Source organism: Lysinibacillus sp. F12 (assembly GCF_057773605.1).
Genome location: NZ_JBYMLP010000001.1, coordinates 214,718 through 235,268, shown reverse-complemented (window position 1 = coordinate 235,268; position 20,551 = coordinate 214,718). Strand labels below are relative to the sequence as shown.

The following is a 20,551-nucleotide window of genomic DNA, read 5'->3' as shown; positions in this document are numbered from 1 at the left end:
AACAGATAGAGGGTGTTTCAATTGTATAGTTTTTTGTCAGCGATTAGTCAATTTATGAGTGAGCCAATCAACCAATTTTTAAATGCCTATGAGCATTCAGCTTGGGCTATGGCGCTTCTTTTAGGTCTCATAGGGGCACTAGCTCCCTGCCAAATAACCGGTAATATGAGTGCGGTTACATTTTATGGAAATAGGACGCTTCAAATGAAAAATAATTGGCAGGATATTCTGTTTTTTATTTTTGGAAAAGTAGTTGTTTTTAGCGGACTTGGTTTTTTAGCATGGTTATTTGGACAATCGTTTGAAACTAAAATGACATTGTATTTCCCCATTTTTCGTCAGGCCATTGGACCAATTATGATACTGACAGGGCTCGTTTTATTAGGTTTATTAAAGCTAAAATTTTTAAATCGCCTGTCGAATCTTATTCCTCCTGTTATGAAAGGGGGCAAATTAGGCTCCTTTTTAATGGGGGCTAGTTTCTCTATTGCCTTTTGTCCAACCATGTTTGTGCTGTTTTTTGTATGGCTAATGCCCATTGTGACAGGCACTTCCTATGGGTTTATCTTACCGAGTATTTTTGGGGTTGCCACTTCTGTACCACTACTCATCATGCTTCTCTTCATTTATCTTTTCGATGCTAAGCGTCTCATTTTACGAACAAGCATGAAGATGGGGAGAGTTATTCAATTAATGGCAGGCATATTGTTACTATTACTAGGTATAATGGACACCATTACATATTGGGGATAACTTAACTTGTAAGATGTAAGGAGCGAACAAAATGAATCCAGATATGAATCTTTTTTTAGCCTTTGGCGCAGGGTTTTTAAACTTTATTTCGCCTTGCACCTTACCGCTCTATCCAGCTTTTATTTCTTATATTACAGGAATGTCATTGGATGAGCTTCAGGGAGACAATAAAAAATTAAGAACGATTGGTATGTTGCATACACTATTCTTTTTAATTGGATTTTCTGTGATTTTTATTTTCTTAGGCTATGGCTCATCTGTTGTGGGGTGGTTTTTCTTCCAGTACCAAGATGTTTTGCGACAGGTTGGGGCTATATTAATTGTGCTGTTTGGTTTAATTATTATAGGTGCTTTATCCCCGAAATTTTTAATGCAAGAAAAACGTCTTTCCTTTAAAAATCGTCCCACAGGCTATTTGGGCTCTTTTTTTATTGGTCTTGCCTTTGCAGCGGGCTGGACGCCCTGTACAGGCCCAATTACGGGGGCAGTTTTTATGATGGCTTCCCAGCATCCAGGGATGGGTATGTTTTACATGATCGCCTATGTGTTAGGGTTCGCCATCCCATTTTTCCTTCTATCACAATTTGTCACGAAATTCGCATGGATACGAAAGTATAGTCACATGATCACAAAAGTGGGTGGCTATTTTATGATTGTGCTGGGCATTATTCTATTTTTCGATGGTTTAACAAGAATCATCATTTGGCTAAGCTCCTTGTTCGATGGTTTTTCAGGATTTTAACGACCTTCATCATTTCTCCATACTTCTTTGTTACATTCGTTTTGTTGTAACAAAAGGAGGAAAATAGATGAAATCTAAAGTATGGTTTTCATTACTGACGCTATTGATTTTACTAATAGGCGGGTGTAGTACTAGTAAAACAGCTGACGAATTATCTACTAAACCAATGAACAAGGCTCATGAGGGAATGGATAGGACAAATGGTCATATGAGTCATACAAATCCCTTACAGCTTGCACCTTCTACAGGAGAAAATGAGTTGGTCATCCCACCTTTACTAGAACCAGATGGAGATAATCCAGCTCACTATTCAATTGTCGCACAAGAAGGGACAACAGAGTTTTATCAAGGGGTTCAAACAGAAACCTATGGCTATAACGGGTCCTTTTTAGGGCCGGTGATACGGATTCAATCGGGACAAACTGTGCAATTTTCAACAACAAATGAAATGAGCAAAGAGACAACATTTCATTGGCATGGTTTAGAAATACCAGGTGAGGGGGATGGTGGCCCTCATGAACGAATAGAACCTGGTCAATCGAAGCAGCTGACTTTTAATATCCGCCAGCAAGCAGCTACTTTATGGTTTCATCCTCACCCAGAAGGACAGACGGCTGAGCAGGTATATAAAGGTTTGGCAGGACTGATTTACGTGGAGGATGAACATTCACAGCGTTTAGGATTACCTCATGAATATGGCGTGAATGATATTCCGTTAATCTTTCAGGACCGCCAGTTTGATGATCAACAGCAATTGAACTACCAGCAATTCAAAAATAATGATGGGACAATTGGTGATACATTACTCATCAATGGTACGCTCAATCCGAAGCTTCATGTCCGCCAAGAGCCTGTTCGACTTCGATTAGTGAACGGCTCCAATGCTCGGAATTTCACTTTTAAGCTTAGTACAAATGAGAATTTTCAACAAATCGCCACAGATGGAGGATTTTTAAATAGCCCTGTTCCACTAAATAAACTGACCTTAACACCAGGTGAACGTGCTGAAATTATCATCGATTTTTCCAAGCTACGTACTTCCAATGATTTATCATTGATAAATGAAGAAGGTGTAGTCCTGTTACCGTTTACGATCACAAATGAACGCACTACTCCACAGAAGATGCAGGATGTATTTAATCAATTCTCTACAACTAGTGAAGAACAACAATTACCTGTATCTAAACGTATAGAGCTATTTGGTATGGGGACGATGGTAACGATTAATGGCAAGCAATTTGATAAGAATAGAATTGATTTTGTTCAACAGCAGGGAGTGACAGAAATTTGGGAAATTTACAATAAACCTGATATGATGGGAGGCATGACCCATCCGTTTCATATACACGGCACGCAATTTAAAATTGTATCCATTAATGGTCAGGCGCCACCGCCCAATGAACAGGGCTGGAAGGATACGGTGTCCATTGAACCAGGTGAGTCAGTTAAATTAGCAGTGAAGTTTCAAGATAAGGGCATCTATATGTTCCATTGTCATTTATTGGAGCATGAAGATAATGGTATGATGGGACAAGTAAAGGTAGAATAGAAATTTTTGGTGGATAAAAAGGTAGCTGATTTTTAATCAGCTACCTTTTGTTATTGCTCAAGCTTTGTTAATGTTTTGCCACTCCAGCCAAAAATAACGGTTAGAATCGGGCCGAGTAAACAGAAGAAGGTGAAAGGTAGATAATCCAGTGTGGAAATTCCAAGGACACTTGTGATGAAAATACCACAGACACTCCAAGGGACAAGTGGATTGACAACCGTTCCAGCATCCTCCATGACACGAGATAGGTTCTTAGGAGCTAGGCCAACCTTCGCAAATTGAGCTTTAAATGCTTCACCAGTTAACAGGATAGATAAATACTGCTCACCGATTAATGTATTGATGCCAATGCCAGTAATCGCCGCGCCTGTAATAACTGAGCCAGCACTTTTTAATAAGCTTTCAACCTTGGCTAAAATACTTTGTATGATACCAAGTGTGAACAAGAGGCCACCCATTGTTAAGGCCAGTAGTACAAGTGCAATTGTAAATAGCATGCTATTCATGCCACCGCGTGTCAGTAAGGCATCTACATCCTTATTACCAGAGTGAGAGACATAGCCATCAAATAAAATTTTGAAGACGTCTGAAGCAGGTAGGGGGTCCAGTGTATAAGATAGACCCACTCCAAGAATTGAGACAACCGCTAATGTAATAACGGCAGGAGCTTTATAGAATGTCATAATAACAAGGACAACTATTGGCAATAATGTATACCAATGAATAAGTCCTGTAGACAGCAATCCTTCTTTAAATTGCTCAACCGTATCAAAAGATGTTGCTTCACCTGTTGGCGATAAAATGGCGTATAGTACGAATGAAATCAGGAAAGCAGGGATTGTTGTCCAGCCCATATTTTTAATATGTTCAAATAGATCTACACCGACTGTTCCTGAAGCAAGATTGGTTGTATCGGATAAGGGTGACATTTTATCACCAAAAAAGGCGCCAGAAACAATTGCACCAGCAGTTATTGTTAACGAAATGTCCATGGCACCTGCGATACCCATAAATGCCACACCGACAGTTGCCACGGTTGTTAACGAACTACCAACAGAAATACCTACAATGCTACAAATTAAAAAAACGATGGCAAAGAAAAAGTTGGGTGAAACGGTTAAAAAACCATAGTAGATGAGCGTTGGGATTGTTCCACCCATAATCCAGCTCGAAATTAAAATACCAATAAAGAAGAAAATGAAAACAGCGCCCAATCCAGCACTAGCACCAGCAATCATCCCACCTTCTAAATCGCGAAAGGAAACTCTTTTTAACAATCCATAGGCTAGTAAAAGTGAAATAACCAGAAATATTGGGATATGGGGTGTTGCTTTTAAATACCCAATACTAAAAGCCATTGTGGCAATAATTAAAAGTATAACGAAGCTTGCCTCAATAAATCGAGGGTTGCTTTTAGCTTCAATTCGAAACATATGTAACCTCCTACTAAATACTTCTTCGCTTCAATGCGGTGAAGCCCAAAAGTATTATAGCACGCTAATATTTTTTGTCAATTGACAGAAAATTGAAGAATTCCTTTAAGTTATACAAAATTGTTGTTTTTTATTTTATGTATAAGCAACAACGAGGACGAGCATAACAAATAGGAAAGGTTACATGTTTCGACATTCTTTAGGTAAAAAATAACAGAGGAATATTTATTTAGAATGTAAATCTTGTTTACAATTCCTTAACATTTCAAGTGGTAAACAAATAGAAGGGAAAAAGTAAATTTCAAGTATTTTTATAAAAATAACAGAAAAAATGCTCATATTTAAAGAAAAATAGTGATTTTTATTATTTGATTTCCAACGTTTTCAACTTGGAAACTGCCCTGAAAATAAATGTGGCAAATTTTATATTACAGTTTTGTAAAATCAACACGTAAGTGTTTAAAATTTTGTAGAATTGTGTAAATGTTTTGTTATGATGGTTCAGATATTGATAATTTTTATTTTACAGGAGGAACAAGATGTTCAACTCAAACAAGCAAGATCCTTTTTTTCAGTCCTTATTAAAAATCGCTAAAAATGTGAATGAGGGAATTTATTATGCTCATAATGCCCATATTCAAGATATAGATGCGTTAAAAGAAATTGCCGATACAATGAAAGAATATGAAACAAGCGGCGATAAATTAATTCATGAGCTCATCGTTATGCTTAATAAATCATTTATGACACCAATTGAGCGAGAAGATATTTTAGCTTTAGCGAATAAATTGGATGATGTGATTGATGGAATGGAAGGCTGTATTGCCCACTTCAATATGTACAATTTAACGGAAGTAACGGAGCCAATGCGTCAATTCCTAACATATATTTCGAAGAGTACAGATGAAATGGTACAAGCCATGGAGCTATTAAATAATAAAAAGCTTGTTGAGATGCGTAAACATGCTATTCAAATTAAAGATAACGAACGTGAATGTGATGAAATCTTCCGTTCCTCAATGAAGCAGTTATTTATTCAAGAAAAAGATCCAATGCGCCTCATTGTTTTCAAGGATATTTATGAGCAATTCGAGGATATTGCTGATAGCTGCCAAACAGTGGCAAACACAATTGAAACAATAATTATGCGTAACGCATAAGATGGAGTGTAACAAATGGATACAATATTACTCATTACCATATTAGTCGTTATATTTGCATTAGTATTCGACTTTATAAATGGCTTCCATGATACAGCGAATGCTATTGCAACATCTGTATCAACCCGTGCGTTAAAACCACGTACAGCGGTTTACATGGCTGCAGTTATGAACTTCGTCGGAGCCATTACATTTGTTGGAGTAGCAAAAGCCTTAACAAAAGACATTGTGGACCCGTTTAGCTTAAATGCTTTTGATGGCGATATCACGGGTTCTGTCGTTATTTTAGCAGCTCTATTATCTGCTATCACATGGAATTTACTTACATGGTATTTTGGAATTCCGTCAAGTTCTTCCCATACATTAATTGGGTCAGTAGCAGGTGCCGCTATTGCAGCAGCAGGATTCAATATTTTGAACTATGCAGGGTTTATTAAAATTTTACAAGCACTGATTTTCTCACCATTATTAGCATTTGCCGCTGGTTTCCTAATGATGACCCTATTGAAGGTCATCTTTAAAGATATGAATTTATACCGTACAAATAAAGGCTTCCGTACCATGCAAATCGGGACAGCTGCCCTACAATCATTTACACATGGAACGAACGATGCGCAAAAAGCAATGGGGATTATAACACTTGCTTTAATCGCAGGAGGATTACACACAGGTGACGATATCCCTTTCTGGGTGCGCTTTGCAGCAGCTACAGCAATGGGTCTTGGTACCTCAGTAGGTGGATATAAAATCATCAAAACGGTGGGCGGTAAAATTATGAAGATTCGCCCAGTGAATGGCGTCGCAGCCGACTTAGCATCGGCTTCCATTATCTTTGGTGCGACATTAATTCACTTACCGGTATCCACAACACATGTTATTTCTTCATCTATCATGGGTGTAGGAACAGCACATCGTGTCAAAGGCGTTAAATGGGGAATGGCCCGTAAAATCGTAACAACTTGGGTCATCACTATGCCAATCTCTGCAGTAATGGCAGCATTAATTTACTATATTTTAAGTTTATTTTTCTAGTTTGACGAGGAGAATGCACAACGACTGTGCATTCTTTTTTTGTTTTGGGAAGAAGGATAGCTCCGCATAGTAGAAATGGACAATCCTAATCATTTGTGCAAAATAAGAATTCGTTCTAAGTTAATTATAAAGAAAGTGTAAAGTTCAGGGAAAATCACTTTTTCCGTAGTAAGGTTTAAGCAGGAGGAGAACTGATGAAGGTAAAGTTATTACTGATTGAGGATGATGCTGCAATTGGTCGCATTGTCAAAGATACGCTGGAGCAAGAGGGCTATCAAGTGACGTGGGCAACTACGGGTCTTGAAGGGCTGGAAGATTTTCAGAAGCAACCATTTGATTTAGTGTTAGTTGACTGGATGCTACCAGAAATGGATGGTCTTACGGTTTGTCAAAATATACGCTGGGAAAGTGATGTCCCCATCCTCATGATGAGTGCTCGTAAGGAAGAAGCGGATAAAGTGGAGGGCTTGCAAGGAGCGGATGATTATATCGCGAAACCGTTTAGTTTGGAGGAATTAAAGGCTCGTGTGGCATCGCATCTTAGACGCTGGAGACGCTATAACAAGCAAGACGAAGTAGAAGAGCAAACTGCCTATGCAAATGGATTAATCATTGATTGGAAACGGGAAATAGTGAGCATTAATGAGCAAGAAATCGCATTAACCCAAAAAGAATTTGCTCTTGTCAAGCTACTAGCAAAAAATCCGAGTCAAACCTTTACGAAGAAGGAACTGTATCAGTATATTTGGCAGCAGGCAACGTTAGAGGACACTCATACTGTTACAGTACATATTAAGGCACTAAGAGAAAAGCTAAAAGATTCAGTGAAACATCCATATTTTATTCAAACTGTATGGGGCAAGGGTTATCGTTTTATTGGTGAACCGCTATGAAAATAAAATCTTGGTTACTTATCACTTTTTTTATTGTTATGGTGTTGCCCATATCTGGTGCTTATAGTCTGTATGTGTGGATAAATGCTTATTATCAAGATAAAAATGTTGCGGAATACTTTGACAAGTGGACAGAGCTAAATCAGGTAAAAGCAATCGTTGACAATCCAGCACTATATCAAAAACAGGCAAATTTAGAAGAAATAGAAGAGCTGACCAATGAGCAGTTGGCGATTACACTTTACACGAAATCTGGTTTTGTCTTATATTCCTCTAACCCGTTAAAATCGGGCTATGTATGGAAGGAGCGCATGTTTAAAGGTTTATATGAGTTACAACAATCATACAACGCCTTTACCTACAAGGAACCAGTATATCGCAATGGGGACTTGTTAGGCATCTATGAAATTCAATTAATAAGAACTGATTGGGTGAAAGGCGTGGAGAAGCGTTCATGGCTTGTCATTACAGGCTCTATCTTGCTGTTTCTAGTGATTTATATAGGGGTCATTTTGTTGCTTAATCGAAAACTTAATCGACCATTACGAGAATTGATGCATCAAATGCGGAATTTTGCCAAAGGTGAGCATATAGAATCTAATTTAAGTACAAGGAAAGATGAGATTGGTTCACTCGCTCAAACATTTGTGGCGATGCAACATGAAATTGAAAAGACCCGAGCTTCCTTAAAAGTAGAACAACAGCAAAAGGAAATGATGATTGCAAGTATCTCCCACGATTTAAAAACGCCTCTTACGGCTATTCAAGCCTATGCGGAATCCTTACTAAACAATGGCTTATCACAACAGCAGCAAGCAGACTATCAGCGGGTTATCATCACGAAGGCTGATCGAATGAAGCATATGCTAGAAGATTTATTAATGTTTACATTACTCCAATCTACGAGCTATGAATTAGAGCTGGTAGACGTAGATGGGGAAGAATTTTTTGAGATGGCTTTGTCAGACTATGAACCGTTATGTGAGGAACAGGGGTTTACATTAGAAGTGTTCTGTGATGTAGATGGGCTATATGCTGTGCATCCTAAACAACTTCAACGTGTAATTGATAATTTATTGAGCAATGCTTGGCGCTATGGTGAGATCGGCACATCTATTGGTTTAGCAGCGGTTAAAGCTGGAAGTGTTCCGGAATGGGGGTTTGATTTCCTTAAGCCAGCTTTGACGAAGCAAGAGGGTATGTATATGATTGTGCAAAATAGCGGGCAGGGCTTGCCACAAAAGGACATTGTAAAATTATTCGAGCCCATGTATCAAGCGGACCATGCCAGATCAAAGGCTGGAGAACGAGGCACGGGACTTGGCTTAAATATTACGAAACAAATTATTGAAAAACATGGTGGTACGGTAGAGCTGCTTTCTCGTGAGAACATTGGAACAGCTGTTGTCTGCTGGCTTCCACCTAATAAAGGAGTAGACGAACTATGAGTTGGAAAAATTCATGCCGAGCAGCAGGCTTAATCGCTGTCATGACATTTAGTTTAGTAGGCTGTAATACCGAGGCATCGTATTCACCCCAGGAAATTATTGAGCAGACGCTCCAAGAATCGAAGCAACCGCTTACCTATTATGGCGAATATACGTTAGATATGGGAGAGCTAGGGGGCAAAGCTCAGGTAAAAGAATGGGTCAAGGATAAGTATAGACGTATAGAAATGAAAGGTGACAATGGTGAACATGTCATCACGGTCAAAACTGACTCTGAGCTGATAAGCTATGATGTCACGGAACATACAGCCTTTAAAATGGCGTATCCACAAGGCGAACTTGACGGGCTACGATCGCCTAGGGAAGAGGTACAGCTTGTTTTTAATTTGGTTAAAGATACACATGAGATTAAGATAGCAGGCGAAGAGAAGGTCGCTGGAAGAGACACATATAAAATTGTAGCAAAAACTACAAAAACCGAATCACTATTTGGGGATATAGAAGCATGGATTGACAAAAAAACATGGCTGATGTTAAAAATGAAGTCAGATAATGCAGGTAATCAAATAATCACAGAATACTCAAAAATAAATGTTGATGAAAAAATAGATGATCAACAATTTATACTTGATCTACCAGAGGATGTAACGATCCAAGAAATTAGCGGTGAAGATACTTCAGCATTAATTTCATGGGACGAAGCAAAGCAACAACTAGGAAAGTTTTTAATGGTTCCGCAAGAAAATGCCCTTTCTATAGATAAAATTTCAATGGTTAAAGGATTAGAGGATCGACCAGAATATTCCTTTGACTTTGGATTAGATGGGCAGCCAGCGTTTTTCATCACTATTTTTAAAGCGGATGAGAGTATGAGTGAAATTGGTCCCATCTTAAATGAAAAAGAGATGGATATTCGAGGACAAAAAGGAACGGTTATGGATGATAAAAATTTCCGTTCGATTGCTTGGCAAGAAAACGGCTATCAATATAGTATCGTTGGCGAAAATCCAGAGTTAACGATTGAGGATCTTATAAGCTATGCACAACAAATGGAAATTGTACAATGAGGTGATGCTATGAAAAGAGCACATGGGATGAAATGTCTTGCATTGTTTTTATTTACAACTATTTTTTTATACGGGGTAGGGGATACCTATCAGGTGTCTTGGCTACAATTTCATTTTACGGGTCGATACGATGAAGTAGGCTTTTATTTCAGCTTTACTTCACTTATTCCGATATTGATTGGATTATTGATGGTAGGGCTATATGAATCACTTTTAAAACGATTAATATAAAAAGTGAAAGGCAGGATCTCAGATGAGGATCCTGCTTTTTATAGTAGGAGTACGCTATTGTTTTATCGTTGACCACCTTTTTTATGGTTTTGCTCAACCATTGATATTCCTTTATTCAGGCTTCTTCTTATTCATTAAGCAATCTGCTGTAAATGTGTTTTCGTAAAGGCTTCCTCATATTTTAAACCGTAACCGAGTGCTCGATCTAAGAAAATATGTGCTAGCCAAATCAAGGCAGCCATCAGAAGTATTGGCGTAGATAGCGTAAAGCCGATTACGAGAAGTACGGCCGGTATGACAAAGCTATGTCCAATATTATAGAAAAGGGCCCCGATTTTTGAATTGATCATATATCCGAGCATCGTGATATCAGGTAAAAGTAAAAATATCATAAATGATAGCCATGAAAAATCTAAGTGCCCATAAAAAAAGATAGTCATGATCAAGGCGATGACATATTCTAGAGAGAGAATTTTACGTAGTTTCATTGTGACCACGACCTTCCTGTAAGTTTTGGTACATATCTTCCATTAGTAAGTTAATTTTTTCTTGGTTGTTCTGAAATTGTCCGTCAGCCATTAATGCTTTGGTTAGCTGTAAGGAATGTAGTGCGTGCTGATAAAAGTACATGAGCTGTTCAATATGGGCAATCTTTGCAGAAAATAGCTGTACGGTTGTTTCATTACATTCCGTGGATATAGGTTTCTGTTCGAGTGTCAGTAAAAAATTAATTTCTTGTAAGCTAAAGCCAAGCTGGCGTAGGACGAGAATAAATTTCATGGTCTGTTCACATGTGCCATCATACACACGGTAGCCATTGTTTAACTTCTGCGGATGTAAAAGTCCCTCTTTTTCGTAATAGCGGACTGTATCGATGGATAATCCAAACTTCTCAGCAAATTGTTTAATTTTCATAAAAGCACCTCCTACAATCATCCTAACATTGGAGTAAGCTCCAAGGTCAATACACTTTAAGAAAAAATTTGATACGGTTAGGGGGAGGGGGGCGTATTAAAATATAGAAGGGCTATTGGAGGTTTACTTTATCTCCAAAAGAGAGGAAGTGGAGAAGTTAAATTTACCTCTGCAAAGGCCAAGAAATTAAAAGAATTATTGGGTATTGAAGAATCATAACAAGTCTCTGTGAAAGAGGCTTGTTTTTTGGTTGCGAGAAAATTATAGTGAAAGTACCATGTTAAATTTACCAGTAAAATATAAAAATAGTAACATAGGAAAATATACACAATCACTCATTTGTCTAGTATTAATTGCTTAATTTTGTAAAAACAAATGAGTCCAAAGAATTGTAATATTTTATTCGTGCAGGTAGTATTAAAGATGTAAGGGTGAAAATAAGGGGGAGCGGTATGAACGTACAAGAATTTGAAGAATTATGGATTACGCTCAATGAATTATATAACGCGGATCGTTTTTTAGAATATATAGAAATAAGTAGTGCCGCAGTCGAAAGTGCCATTAAGCTTGGAATGTATGATAAGGCCATCCTTCTATTACGTTATAGCTGTGCCAGTTATTTTCAAACTGGTGATTTACAGCTATCGATTAGTGTACTTGAACAATATCGAGAGCTGACTTTTCAACATGGTAATGATATTGATCTTATTCAATATTATAATATAGCTGCCATTTATTGGGGGACTTTTGGTCACTTAAAGAAATCTGAAGAGCTGATGTTAAAGGGATTAAAAATTGCTGAATCTATTCAACATGTGGAGAGCCTGGGGAAAATTTATAATAATCTAAGCGATTTGGAAATATCAATGGGCAATTATCGCACAGCCAAGGAATTCGCCTTAAAAAGTCTTTATTACTCAAATGCGTTTGAAGTGCAGCATAAAGAACCTTATACAGGAATTATGTATCCAAAAACAAACCTAGCAGTAGCACTTATATGGCTGGAAGAGTTTGATGAGGCTAATGTACTATTACAAGAATTATTAGCAACAATTCATAACCCACCCTATTCAAAAGTACAATTAGAGGTCTTCAATGCATATGCTGTTCTTTGTGAACGACAAGGACGCGTAAGTGAGGCTATTGATTTATATCAAAAGACTAAACATTATGCTTTGCAAAACAATGACCTGTCCTTGCTCCAAATCATCTATAATTCATTAGTGAAGCTAATTGAGGATCAAGGGAATAAAATTGTTTTATGTGCTGTTCAGAAGGAATATATTAATATTTTGTTAGAAATCCAACGTGAAAATTACTCTCATGTATTATTTGAAATGGAGTACAATGATCATAAAAAGCAATTTGAAAAAAATGCTTATTTTGATCCGCTAACGAATATTTACAATCGACGTTATTTTGATGAAAATGCCAAAAGGATGCTCGAAAAAGCAGCTGAAAGCAATCAGCAACTAGCGTTGATGATGGTGGATTTAGACCATTTTAAAGAAATCAATGATATGAATGGCCATTTATTTGGAGACGATGCGCTAACGAATACTGCTAAAACATTACAAGATTATTTTCAACCCTTTGAAGCTATCGTTGCTCGCTTTGGGGGAGACGAGTTTATCATTCTCAGTCAAGTAAAAGAGGGGGAAACGGTGCAAACATTGGCCGACAACCTCTATCAAACCTTAACGGCTTTGTCACTCACGGTAAATGGCGAAACGATTCAATTGGAATTTAGTATCGGAGTTAGTACGAATCATTTTGGCAAAATCAAGAAAGTGGAAGAGCTGATTCAGCATGCGGATGAAGCACTTTACAAGTCAAAGCGTAATGGACGTAACCAAATTACACACTATAACCATTATTGTGATGTGGGAAATGGTATTTAAAGAGAAAGAGGCATGACTTTATAGTAGGTGCCTCTTTTAAATACGTTTACAAGCTGCTGTCAGGATTAATAATGCCGTAAAATACGATATCTTCAAAAGTACCATTTTTAAAAACATGAGATTTTAACGTTCCCTCATAGCACATGCCACACTTCTCCATGATTTTGCCAGAGGCGGGATTAGATAGAAAATACTGCGCGAAGACACGATGATACTGTTTTTCTTTAAAGGCAAATTCAATGATGGCACGAGCAGCTTCTGTTCCATAGCCATTCCCCCAATACGGTTCCCCAATCCAATAAGCCATTTCTCCATTTCGATGCTGTTGTCGATTGGATAGCCCGATAGCCCCATATAAATGTCCGCTTTGTTTGTCCGTTATAGCAAATTCATATAGTTTCTCTTGTTCAAAATTTTGTAGATGGTTGGAAATCCATGACAAAGCACAATCTAACGTATAAGGATAGGGCAAATTTAACGTGCTCTTGTAAAGGGCAAAATTGTTACATAACAAACTTACTTCAGGTGCATCAGCCTCTGTAAAAAGTCGGAGCATGAGACGCTCTGTTTCGATTGTTTTGTCTGTTGCTTGGTAAAACATTGAATTACCCCCTTCAAAAATGGTAAAACAGATTATAACACAATTAAATAGAAGGAATAAACTACATAATGGAAATTAATGATTTCTTGAAATTAGATAAAAATTTATTGAAAAACGATAAATGTTATGGTAAATTGAACAAGATAATAAATAAAAGAGGTGCGTAATATGAAACGAGAAACGCTCTTTTTAAAGATCGCTGTTTTTCTAATGGGATTGCCGGTTTTTGCTTTATGTATATGGGTGGTGCCACGTGTTGCTTTAGATACAGCTCAGCATTCTCCAATCTTAACCATTGTTGCATTACTTGGCGTCTATGCAACGGCAATTGCTTATTTTGTTGCTCTATATACAACAATCAAGCTGCTAAGCTATATTGATCAAAACATTGCTTTTTCAGAGCTGTCAGTGAAAGCTTTAATTAATATTAAATATTGTGCAATTATCATTAGTAGTGTTTACGTGGTGGGCATGCCACTGATATACTATGCTGCAGAAGTAGACGATGCCCCTGGTCTTATACTTATTGGAATGGTTATTATTTGTGCTTCTTTTGTGGTTGCAGTTTTTGCTGCTGTTCTTCAAAAGCTACTAGAAAATGCCATCGATATCAAATCAGAAAATGATTTAACGGTTTGAGGTGAATACTATGGCGATGATTATCAATATTGATGTCATGTTGGCGAAACGGAAAATGAGTGTAACTGAACTTTCAGAGAAGGTTGGCATCACGATGGCGAATCTTTCTATTTTGAAAAATGGCAAAGCGAAAGCAATTCGCTTTTCAACATTAGAGGCGATTTGTGAGGCGTTAGAATGTCAGCCTGGGGATATTTTAGAATATAAACGGAACGAAGGATAAAGACTGTAGTTCAAAGCCGTCGAGAGAATAACTCTCGATGGCTTTTGTCATTTTTTCACACGAGTCATCCGTATTTACTTAGAATAAAAAAATGTAGTAAATATTGCCAATAGAATATAGTTATGCTACGATAAAGCTAAGATAAATCGACAGTCAGTCGGTCTATTGAGAGGAGTGTTTGGATGAGGGAAATGAAAAAAGCAGAGGAACGGAGAAATGAAATTTTAGATGCAGCAGATGAGCTGTTTACGCAGAAGGGGTTCGATGGCACTAGCACCAATAATATTCTTGAAAAAGTTGGGATTGCCCGCGGTACGCTATATTACCATTTTAAATCCAAGGAAGATATTATGGATGCCCTCATCGAACGATATACCGAAACCATGTTAACGAAAGCAAGGGCAGTTGCAGTGGACAACAGTATTGCGGTGAATGAGCGCATATTAAGGGTTGTGATGGCATTAAATATGCAGAATGAAAATGAAAATGGTCAGGAAATTATGGACCACATTCATAAGCCGCAAAATGCATTAATGCATCGAAAAATACAGCAGGTAGTCATGAATCAAGTGCCGCCATTATTGACGGATATCATCCGTGAGGGTATTGAGCAAGGGATTTATCATACACCGTACCCATACGAATGTATGGAGATGATTGTCGCTTATACAAATACCGTCTTCGATGATGACTTGGTATTGTTGTCAGATGAAGAGCGGGCCGCTCGTATCCCAGCATTTATCTTCAATGTGGAGCGAATGCTTGGCGTGGAAAGCGGTAGTTTGTTGTACATGATGAAAATGTTTAGTCATGCAGGGCAAGGCGAGACGAAATAAATGGATGAGGGTCTTAATACTGACAAAGGGGTGACCTATGTATTTCAAAATTGTACGGAATGATATAGCGAATAGTAAGGTGATTACATGTTTGACAACATTATTTGTGGCAGGTGCGGCTATGCTTGTTACGCTTTCGGCCGTTCTTATTGTTCATTTATCCACTTCCATTGATACATTATTAAAGCAAGCGGAAACATCTCATTTTCTTCAAATGCATTCGGGTACTATCGATCAAGAGCGTCTCATTCATTTTGCGGAGCGCAATGAGCAGGTGGATGAATTTCAGATAAATGAATTTCTCAATGTAGATGGTGCCAAGATAAACATTGCAGGCAACACACTTGCACAAAATGTACAGGACAATGGGTTTACCACCCAAAGTGAGAAGTTTGATTTTTTACTAGACCTTGATGGCCGTGTGATTGAAGTGGAAAAAGGAGATATTTACGTACCTGTAGGCTATATGAGGGACGGCACAGCCAAGCTTGGTGATACAGTAATGATACATAATAAGCCATTTACAGTTGCAGGTTTTTTAAGGGATTCACAAATGAATTCTATGCTAGCGTCGTCTAAACGATTTCTCGTTAGTGAAGAGGACTATGCAGCCATTAAGGCAGCTGGCACTATTGAATATTTAATAGAGTTTCGTTTGAAAGATTTGGCTGATTTGAGAAGCTTTGAAGAGGCCTATCAACGTGCAGATTTAGAAGCGAACGGACCTACGATTACGTGGCCGCTCTTTAAAATGCTAAATGCCCTATCAGATGGTTTGATGATCGCTGTTATTTTATTAATCAGCGTGCTAGTGGTGGTCATTGCATTGATGTGTATCCGTTTTACATTGCTAACTAAAATGGAAGAGGATTATCGTGAAATTGGTGTAATGAAGGCAATTGGTTTACGGGTTGCCGATATACAGAAAATGTATCTTGCAAAATACGGTGTGATAGCGGCCTTGGGCTGTGTACTTGGCTTTACCTTTTCATTTATGGTAAGGGATATTCTTTTAGCAAATATCCGTCTTTATATGGGGGATACAGCCAATACGGCACTTATCTGGCTGTTCACTATTATAGGTCTTGTGCTAGTATTTGCTTCCATTCTGATTTATGTACAATTTGTTTTGAAACAGTTTCGCAAGCTTTCGGCTGTTCAGGCTATCCGATTTGGAGCGGTGCAAAGTAAAGCAAGACATGCGAGGTGGCTAAAAATTAGCACCAATAAAAGGCTTCCTATCAATCTCTTTTTGGGCGTGAAGGATGTACTATCCCGTAAAAGATTATATGCCACGATGCTTACTGTCTTACTATTAGCAACATTTATCATTATTGTACCTCAAAATTTATACAATACCATTTCCTCCAAAAAATTTATCACGTATATGGGGATTGGCAATAGTGACATCCGCATAGATATCCCACAAGGGGACCAACATATTCAGCATGTAACAGCTGTGCTCGAAACGCTAGAGCGTGATAAAGATATTACGAATTATAAGGTTCTGACGACAAAAAAATTTACAACAATGACAGATGACGGAGTGGAAGAGAGTCTAAAAATAGAGTTGGGCGACCATACCGTTTTCCCAGTAGAATATGCGCAAGGTAGGGCGCCGGTAGCCCAGGATGAAATGGCCCTTTCTGTTCTTAATGCGGAGGAGCTTCACAAAAAAGTGGGTGATACTATTATCCTTATCGTCCAAGGTGAAATGAAAAGTTTAACAGTGAGTGGCATTTATTCAGATATTACCAATGGTGGGAAAACAGCGAAGGCAGCATTCTTAGATGATTCTACAGATAGTATGTGGAACGTATTTTATGGAACGTTGTCTAATCAATCGGAAGTCGAAAAAAAGGTTACGGAGTATGCAGATAGATTTCATTTTGCCAAGGTTTCAGGCATCGAGGAATATATTTATCAAACATTCGGAACGACCATCAGTGCTATTAAGAAAGTTTCAAGTGTAGCACTTGTAGGAGCTCTCCTTATGTGTGTGCTGATGACAGTGTTGTTTATGAAAATGCTTATCGCAAAGGATCGATCTCCCATTGCTATCTTGAAATCGATGGGCTTTACAAACGTAGATATTTCCATACAATATGCGGCACGTTCAGTTGTTGTCTTGATGCTGGCCATTACTGTGGGGACAGTTCTCGCTAACACATTAGGAGAATTCCTGACATCCACGATCATTGCATCATTCGGTGCAGCTTCATTTAATTTTATCATTAATCCACTATCTGCCTATGTTTTTTGCCCGTTAGCTCTCCTAAGTGTCGTACTCCTAGCAACACTTATTGGTACTTTTAAGGCGGGACAGTTAAAAATAATGGATCATATAAAGGAGTAGAATATGAAAAAGCTTTTGAGTGGTGAACAAATAGCCAAGTCATTTCAGGTCGGAACTGAACGACATGAGGTTTTAAAGTCTATATCTATTGATGTATATGAAGGCGAGTTCGTTTCAATTATGGGCCCTTCTGGTTGCGGTAAATCAACCTTACTATACGCTCTTAGTGGGATGGACAGCATTGATCAAGGACTGGTTTCTTTTGATGGAGTCGATGTAACAACACTCCATGACAAGGAGCTAGCTGAGCTTCGTCGAACGAGGATGGGTTTTGTGTTTCAGCAGCCAACCTTTCTTAAAAGTTTAAATATCCTTGATAATATATTGTTACCAGCAGTACGTGATCAGCGAAAGAATATCGTAGCTTTAACGGAAAAAGCACAGAGCATCATGAAAAAAGTAGGGATTGAGGACTTAGCAACGCGTGATATTACGCAAGTTTCAGGTGGCCAGCTTCAGCGGGCAGGCATTTGTCGAGCTTTAATTAGTAGTCCATCGATGATTTTTGGTGATGAACCAACAGGCGCATTAAATTCAACGACTGCCCAGGAAATTATGGATATTCTAGCCTCCATCAATCAAGAAGGTACAACGGTTATGCTTGTGACACATGATCCGAAAATTGCTGCACGAACCGAGCGTATTCTCTTTATGAGTGATGGTTCTATTATCAGTGAATTGCGTTTACCACGATTCAAGGGTATTGATTTGGATGATAGAATGGCAAAAGTTGCAACCACGATGCGAGAAATGGGTATTTAATAGATGAATTCAAAAAATCCGCAATGACTTGGAGTAGCTATTGCGGATTTTTTTATTTTTTTTAGAAAAAATGAATCGCTTTAGCAATGGCGTCCGTCAGTAGTATAGAAAGTAGGTGAGAGCAATGATGGATATTGAACAAGTAATCGAGGAGCATGGAGATTACTTACTAAAAGTAGCCTATTTATACGTGAAGAATAAGGCAACAGCGGAAGATATTGTGCAGGATGTGTTCATAGCCTTTTACCAGAAGCAGGGACAGTTCCGGCAGCAAGCATCATTGCGTACATATTTAGTAAAAATGACAGTAAACCGGAGCCATGATTATTTACGGAGCTGGAAAAGTAAACGACTGACATTATTTGAAAAGATTATGGGTCGTACAACGGCAATAACGCCGGAGGTAGAAATGCTCGAGAAGTCTGTTAAAAAAGAGCTGACAGAGGCGTTATTTACGTTATCAGTAGCCTATCGTGAGGTTTTAGTTTTGTATTATTTTGAGGAGATGACAACTGTGGAAATTGCACAGCTTGTACGATGTCCGGAAGCGACAATTCGTACAAGGTTACAACGAGCGCGTAAACAGCTGGCAACAGCAATGGGAGACTTTGATTGGGAGGTGCTACGTCATGAATCAATTTAAAGAAGGGTTATTAAAGGAACTACAAGATGTGAAATTCTCTCAGAAACGTAAACAACTAATCGCAGAAAAGGCTCGACGAAAGGAAAAACATCAAGTAGGTCATCAATGGACGTATCGTATCGTACTGGCAACCTTTACGGTATTGGTCATTGGTTTTAGTTATCTTTTAACAGAGCAAAAGGAACAGCATTCCACAGGTCACCAAGCAGCAACTATTCAGTCGGATGCCTGGAGCTGGTGGTCACTATTCAATTCGGATTATGTGCGAGGAATGTTGTTGTTGGGCTTTTTTGTCGGTGCCGCTTTTATTGTCAAGCGTGTATTAATAAAAAAAGGATACGGTCTTCCTATTTGTATTGAATGCGGGGAGAGCTGGTCTGCAAAAGGCGCGCGCAAATTGTATCGCAAAAATGGAGAAATTGTGTGTTCTCATTGTGGCCAAAAACAGTATCGCACGAAAAAATCTATGCAATTAGGGGGGATGCTTTCTATGCCAATACCACTAATCATTTTGTTGCAACATGTGTTCCATAATTACTACATCGGTTTTATTTTCTTCCTAGTAGGGGTGATTATTTTTCTTTATCAAATCGTACCATATGTATTTAAGCTACAAGATAAGGATTCTATGAATGAACCTTTATGGTAATCATCATATCGAAGGGGAAATTGCGAAGTTCATCTAGCAATTTCTTTTTTATACTAAAATACATTGACAACCGTTTTCATTTGCATTATCTTTGTGTTAACTTATTTTTTATTATTAGTTAACGTATAGCAAAGGGAGGCTTTTTACATTGAAAAAAGGAAGTACATATCAATATGTGTTGGCGGCATTTGGGGCAGCGATTATTGCTGTTTTGGCACAGGTGACTATTCCACTACCTCTAATTCCAATTACAGGACAAACTTTAGCAGTTGGCATCGTCGTCACTATTTTAGGGACAAGATTAGGGACATTATCTGTTCTTTTATATATGTTGTTAGGGGCAGCTGGTTTACCTGTGTTTAGTGGGATGTCTGGGGGTCTAGGAATTTTGGTTGGGCCGACAGGGGGATATATTGTAGGATTCCTTGCCACAGCGATTATTATGGGCTTATACTTAGATAAATTTGGTATTTCATTTACCCAAGCGATTATTGCAAATATCATAGGGATGATTATTACGTTATCATTTGGTACAGTTTGGTTAAAAATTGTAGCAGACTATACGTGGACAGCTGCCTTTATGGGCGGTGTGGCACCATTTATCGTAGTAGGAATCGTTAAAGCGGTGCTTGCAGCATGGATAGGTGTCATTGTCCGTCGCCGCTTAGAAAGAGCACATTTAATTGAAGCAATAGCGTAGGACATAGGGGGAATTGTT

At 38.3% G+C, this 20,551-nt stretch carries 22 protein-coding genes; 18 read left to right on the top strand and 4 right to left on the bottom strand.

Going from position 1 to position 20,551, the window contains the following annotated elements; translation table 11 throughout:
* Positions 1–21: 21 nt before the first annotated feature.
* The 3 genes from AC3CH7_RS01390 (at position 22) to AC3CH7_RS01380 (ending at position 3,044) form a co-directional block, all read left to right on the top strand.
* Positions 22–753 carry a cytochrome c biogenesis CcdA family protein gene (locus AC3CH7_RS01390; protein ID WP_488381526.1) on the top strand — a complete coding sequence of 244 codons (732 nt, stop codon included), beginning with the start codon at positions 22–24 and terminating at the stop codon, positions 751–753.
* A 31-nt stretch (positions 754–784) separates the two neighbouring features.
* Complete coding sequence (locus tag AC3CH7_RS01385; protein ID WP_488381525.1) at positions 785–1,495, top strand: cytochrome c biogenesis CcdA family protein; 711 nt, start codon at positions 785–787, stop codon at positions 1,493–1,495.
* Between the two features lie 67 nt (positions 1,496–1,562).
* Positions 1,563–3,044 carry a multicopper oxidase family protein gene (locus AC3CH7_RS01380; RefSeq protein ID WP_488381524.1) on the top strand — a complete coding sequence of 494 codons (1,482 nt, stop codon included), beginning with the start codon at positions 1,563–1,565 and terminating at the stop codon, positions 3,042–3,044.
* 50 nt (positions 3,045–3,094) lie between these two features.
* Here the strand turns inward: AC3CH7_RS01380 and nhaC are convergent, their stop codons facing one another.
* The gene (gene nhaC / locus AC3CH7_RS01375; protein ID WP_031419733.1) at positions 3,095–4,477 is read right to left on the bottom strand and encodes a Na+/H+ antiporter NhaC; all 1,383 of its coding nucleotides are present in this window, start codon (positions 4,475–4,477) and stop codon (positions 3,095–3,097) included.
* Between the two features lie 539 nt (positions 4,478–5,016).
* Here nhaC and AC3CH7_RS01370 point away from each other — a divergent pair.
* The 6 genes from AC3CH7_RS01370 to AC3CH7_RS01345 all read left to right on the top strand — a co-directional run bounded on the left by AC3CH7_RS01370 (position 5,017) and on the right by AC3CH7_RS01345 (position 10,308).
* Entirely contained in the window at positions 5,017–5,637 is a 621-nt protein-coding gene (locus AC3CH7_RS01370) for a DUF47 domain-containing protein (protein WP_031419734.1), read from the top strand.
* Positions 5,638–5,652: 15 nt separating this feature from the next.
* Positions 5,653–6,669 (top strand): inorganic phosphate transporter, encoded by a 1,017-nt coding sequence (locus tag AC3CH7_RS01365; RefSeq protein WP_012294007.1) that lies wholly within the window; start codon positions 5,653–5,655, stop codon positions 6,667–6,669.
* A 194-nt stretch (positions 6,670–6,863) separates the two neighbouring features.
* Positions 6,864–7,562, top strand: a complete 699-nt coding sequence (locus tag AC3CH7_RS01360; RefSeq protein WP_031419736.1) for a response regulator transcription factor — start codon at positions 6,864–6,866, stop codon at positions 7,560–7,562.
* A complete protein-coding gene (locus tag AC3CH7_RS01355; RefSeq protein ID WP_207889842.1) occupies positions 7,559–9,010 on the top strand; it encodes a HAMP domain-containing sensor histidine kinase in 1,452 nt (483 codons plus the stop codon). Before AC3CH7_RS01360 ends, AC3CH7_RS01355 begins: the two co-directional genes overlap by 4 nt.
* Positions 9,007–10,077, top strand: coding sequence for a LolA family protein (locus tag AC3CH7_RS01350; RefSeq protein ID WP_036166357.1), 1,071 nt, complete (start codon positions 9,007–9,009; stop codon positions 10,075–10,077). The genes AC3CH7_RS01355 and AC3CH7_RS01350 overlap by 4 nt, the downstream gene beginning before the upstream one ends.
* Positions 10,078–10,086: 9 nt before the next feature.
* On the top strand, positions 10,087–10,308 hold the full coding sequence (locus tag AC3CH7_RS01345; RefSeq protein ID WP_012294012.1) for a hypothetical protein: 222 nt from the start codon (positions 10,087–10,089) through the stop codon (positions 10,306–10,308).
* Between the two features lie 134 nt (positions 10,309–10,442).
* On the opposite strand, the gene AC3CH7_RS01340 is transcribed toward AC3CH7_RS01345, so the two are convergent.
* Together AC3CH7_RS01340 and AC3CH7_RS01335 are read right to left on the bottom strand one after the other, a co-directional pair.
* Positions 10,443–10,796, bottom strand: a complete 354-nt coding sequence (locus AC3CH7_RS01340; RefSeq protein ID WP_488381523.1) for a DUF4260 domain-containing protein — start codon at positions 10,794–10,796, stop codon at positions 10,443–10,445.
* On the bottom strand, positions 10,783–11,223 hold the full coding sequence (locus AC3CH7_RS01335) for a MerR family transcriptional regulator (protein WP_488381522.1): 441 nt from the start codon (positions 11,221–11,223) through the stop codon (positions 10,783–10,785). The genes AC3CH7_RS01340 and AC3CH7_RS01335 overlap by 14 nt, the downstream gene beginning before the upstream one ends.
* A 452-nt stretch (positions 11,224–11,675) precedes the next feature.
* Between AC3CH7_RS01335 and AC3CH7_RS01330 the strand changes: the two genes are divergently transcribed.
* A complete protein-coding gene (locus AC3CH7_RS01330) occupies positions 11,676–13,124 on the top strand; it encodes a tetratricopeptide repeat-containing diguanylate cyclase (RefSeq protein WP_488381521.1) in 1,449 nt (482 codons plus the stop codon).
* 46 nt (positions 13,125–13,170) lie between these two features.
* Here AC3CH7_RS01330 and AC3CH7_RS01325 read toward each other — a convergent pair whose 3' ends face one another.
* Entirely contained in the window at positions 13,171–13,725 is a 555-nt protein-coding gene (locus AC3CH7_RS01325) for a GNAT family N-acetyltransferase (RefSeq protein ID WP_012294016.1), read from the bottom strand.
* Positions 13,726–13,893: 168 nt separating this feature from the next.
* On the opposite strand from AC3CH7_RS01325, the gene AC3CH7_RS01320 reads away from it, so the two are divergent.
* From AC3CH7_RS01320 to AC3CH7_RS01285, 8 genes are all read left to right on the top strand, one after another.
* Positions 13,894–14,364, top strand: coding sequence for a DUF2975 domain-containing protein (locus AC3CH7_RS01320; protein ID WP_031419745.1), 471 nt, complete (start codon positions 13,894–13,896; stop codon positions 14,362–14,364).
* A 10-nt stretch (positions 14,365–14,374) separates the two neighbouring features.
* A complete protein-coding gene (locus AC3CH7_RS01315; protein ID WP_031419746.1) occupies positions 14,375–14,587 on the top strand; it encodes a helix-turn-helix domain-containing protein in 213 nt (70 codons plus the stop codon).
* A 182-nt stretch (positions 14,588–14,769) separates the two neighbouring features.
* A complete protein-coding gene (locus AC3CH7_RS01310; RefSeq protein WP_036166348.1) occupies positions 14,770–15,423 on the top strand; it encodes a TetR/AcrR family transcriptional regulator in 654 nt (217 codons plus the stop codon).
* Positions 15,424–15,460: 37 nt separating this feature from the next.
* A complete protein-coding gene (locus AC3CH7_RS01305) occupies positions 15,461–17,779 on the top strand; it encodes an ABC transporter permease (protein WP_036166345.1) in 2,319 nt (772 codons plus the stop codon).
* Between the two features lie 3 nt (positions 17,780–17,782).
* Complete coding sequence (locus tag AC3CH7_RS01300; RefSeq protein WP_031419750.1) at positions 17,783–18,541, top strand: ABC transporter ATP-binding protein; 759 nt, start codon at positions 17,783–17,785, stop codon at positions 18,539–18,541.
* Positions 18,542–18,665: 124 nt separating this feature from the next.
* Complete coding sequence (locus tag AC3CH7_RS01295) at positions 18,666–19,184, top strand: sigma-70 family RNA polymerase sigma factor (protein ID WP_012294021.1); 519 nt, start codon at positions 18,666–18,668, stop codon at positions 19,182–19,184.
* Complete coding sequence (locus AC3CH7_RS01290; protein ID WP_036166342.1) at positions 19,171–19,833, top strand: TIGR04104 family putative zinc finger protein; 663 nt, start codon at positions 19,171–19,173, stop codon at positions 19,831–19,833. Before AC3CH7_RS01295 ends, AC3CH7_RS01290 begins: the two co-directional genes overlap by 14 nt.
* Before the next feature lie 148 nt (positions 19,834–19,981).
* A complete protein-coding gene (locus AC3CH7_RS01285; RefSeq protein ID WP_031419755.1) occupies positions 19,982–20,533 on the top strand; it encodes a biotin transporter BioY in 552 nt (183 codons plus the stop codon).
* Positions 20,534–20,551 lie beyond the last annotated feature (18 nt).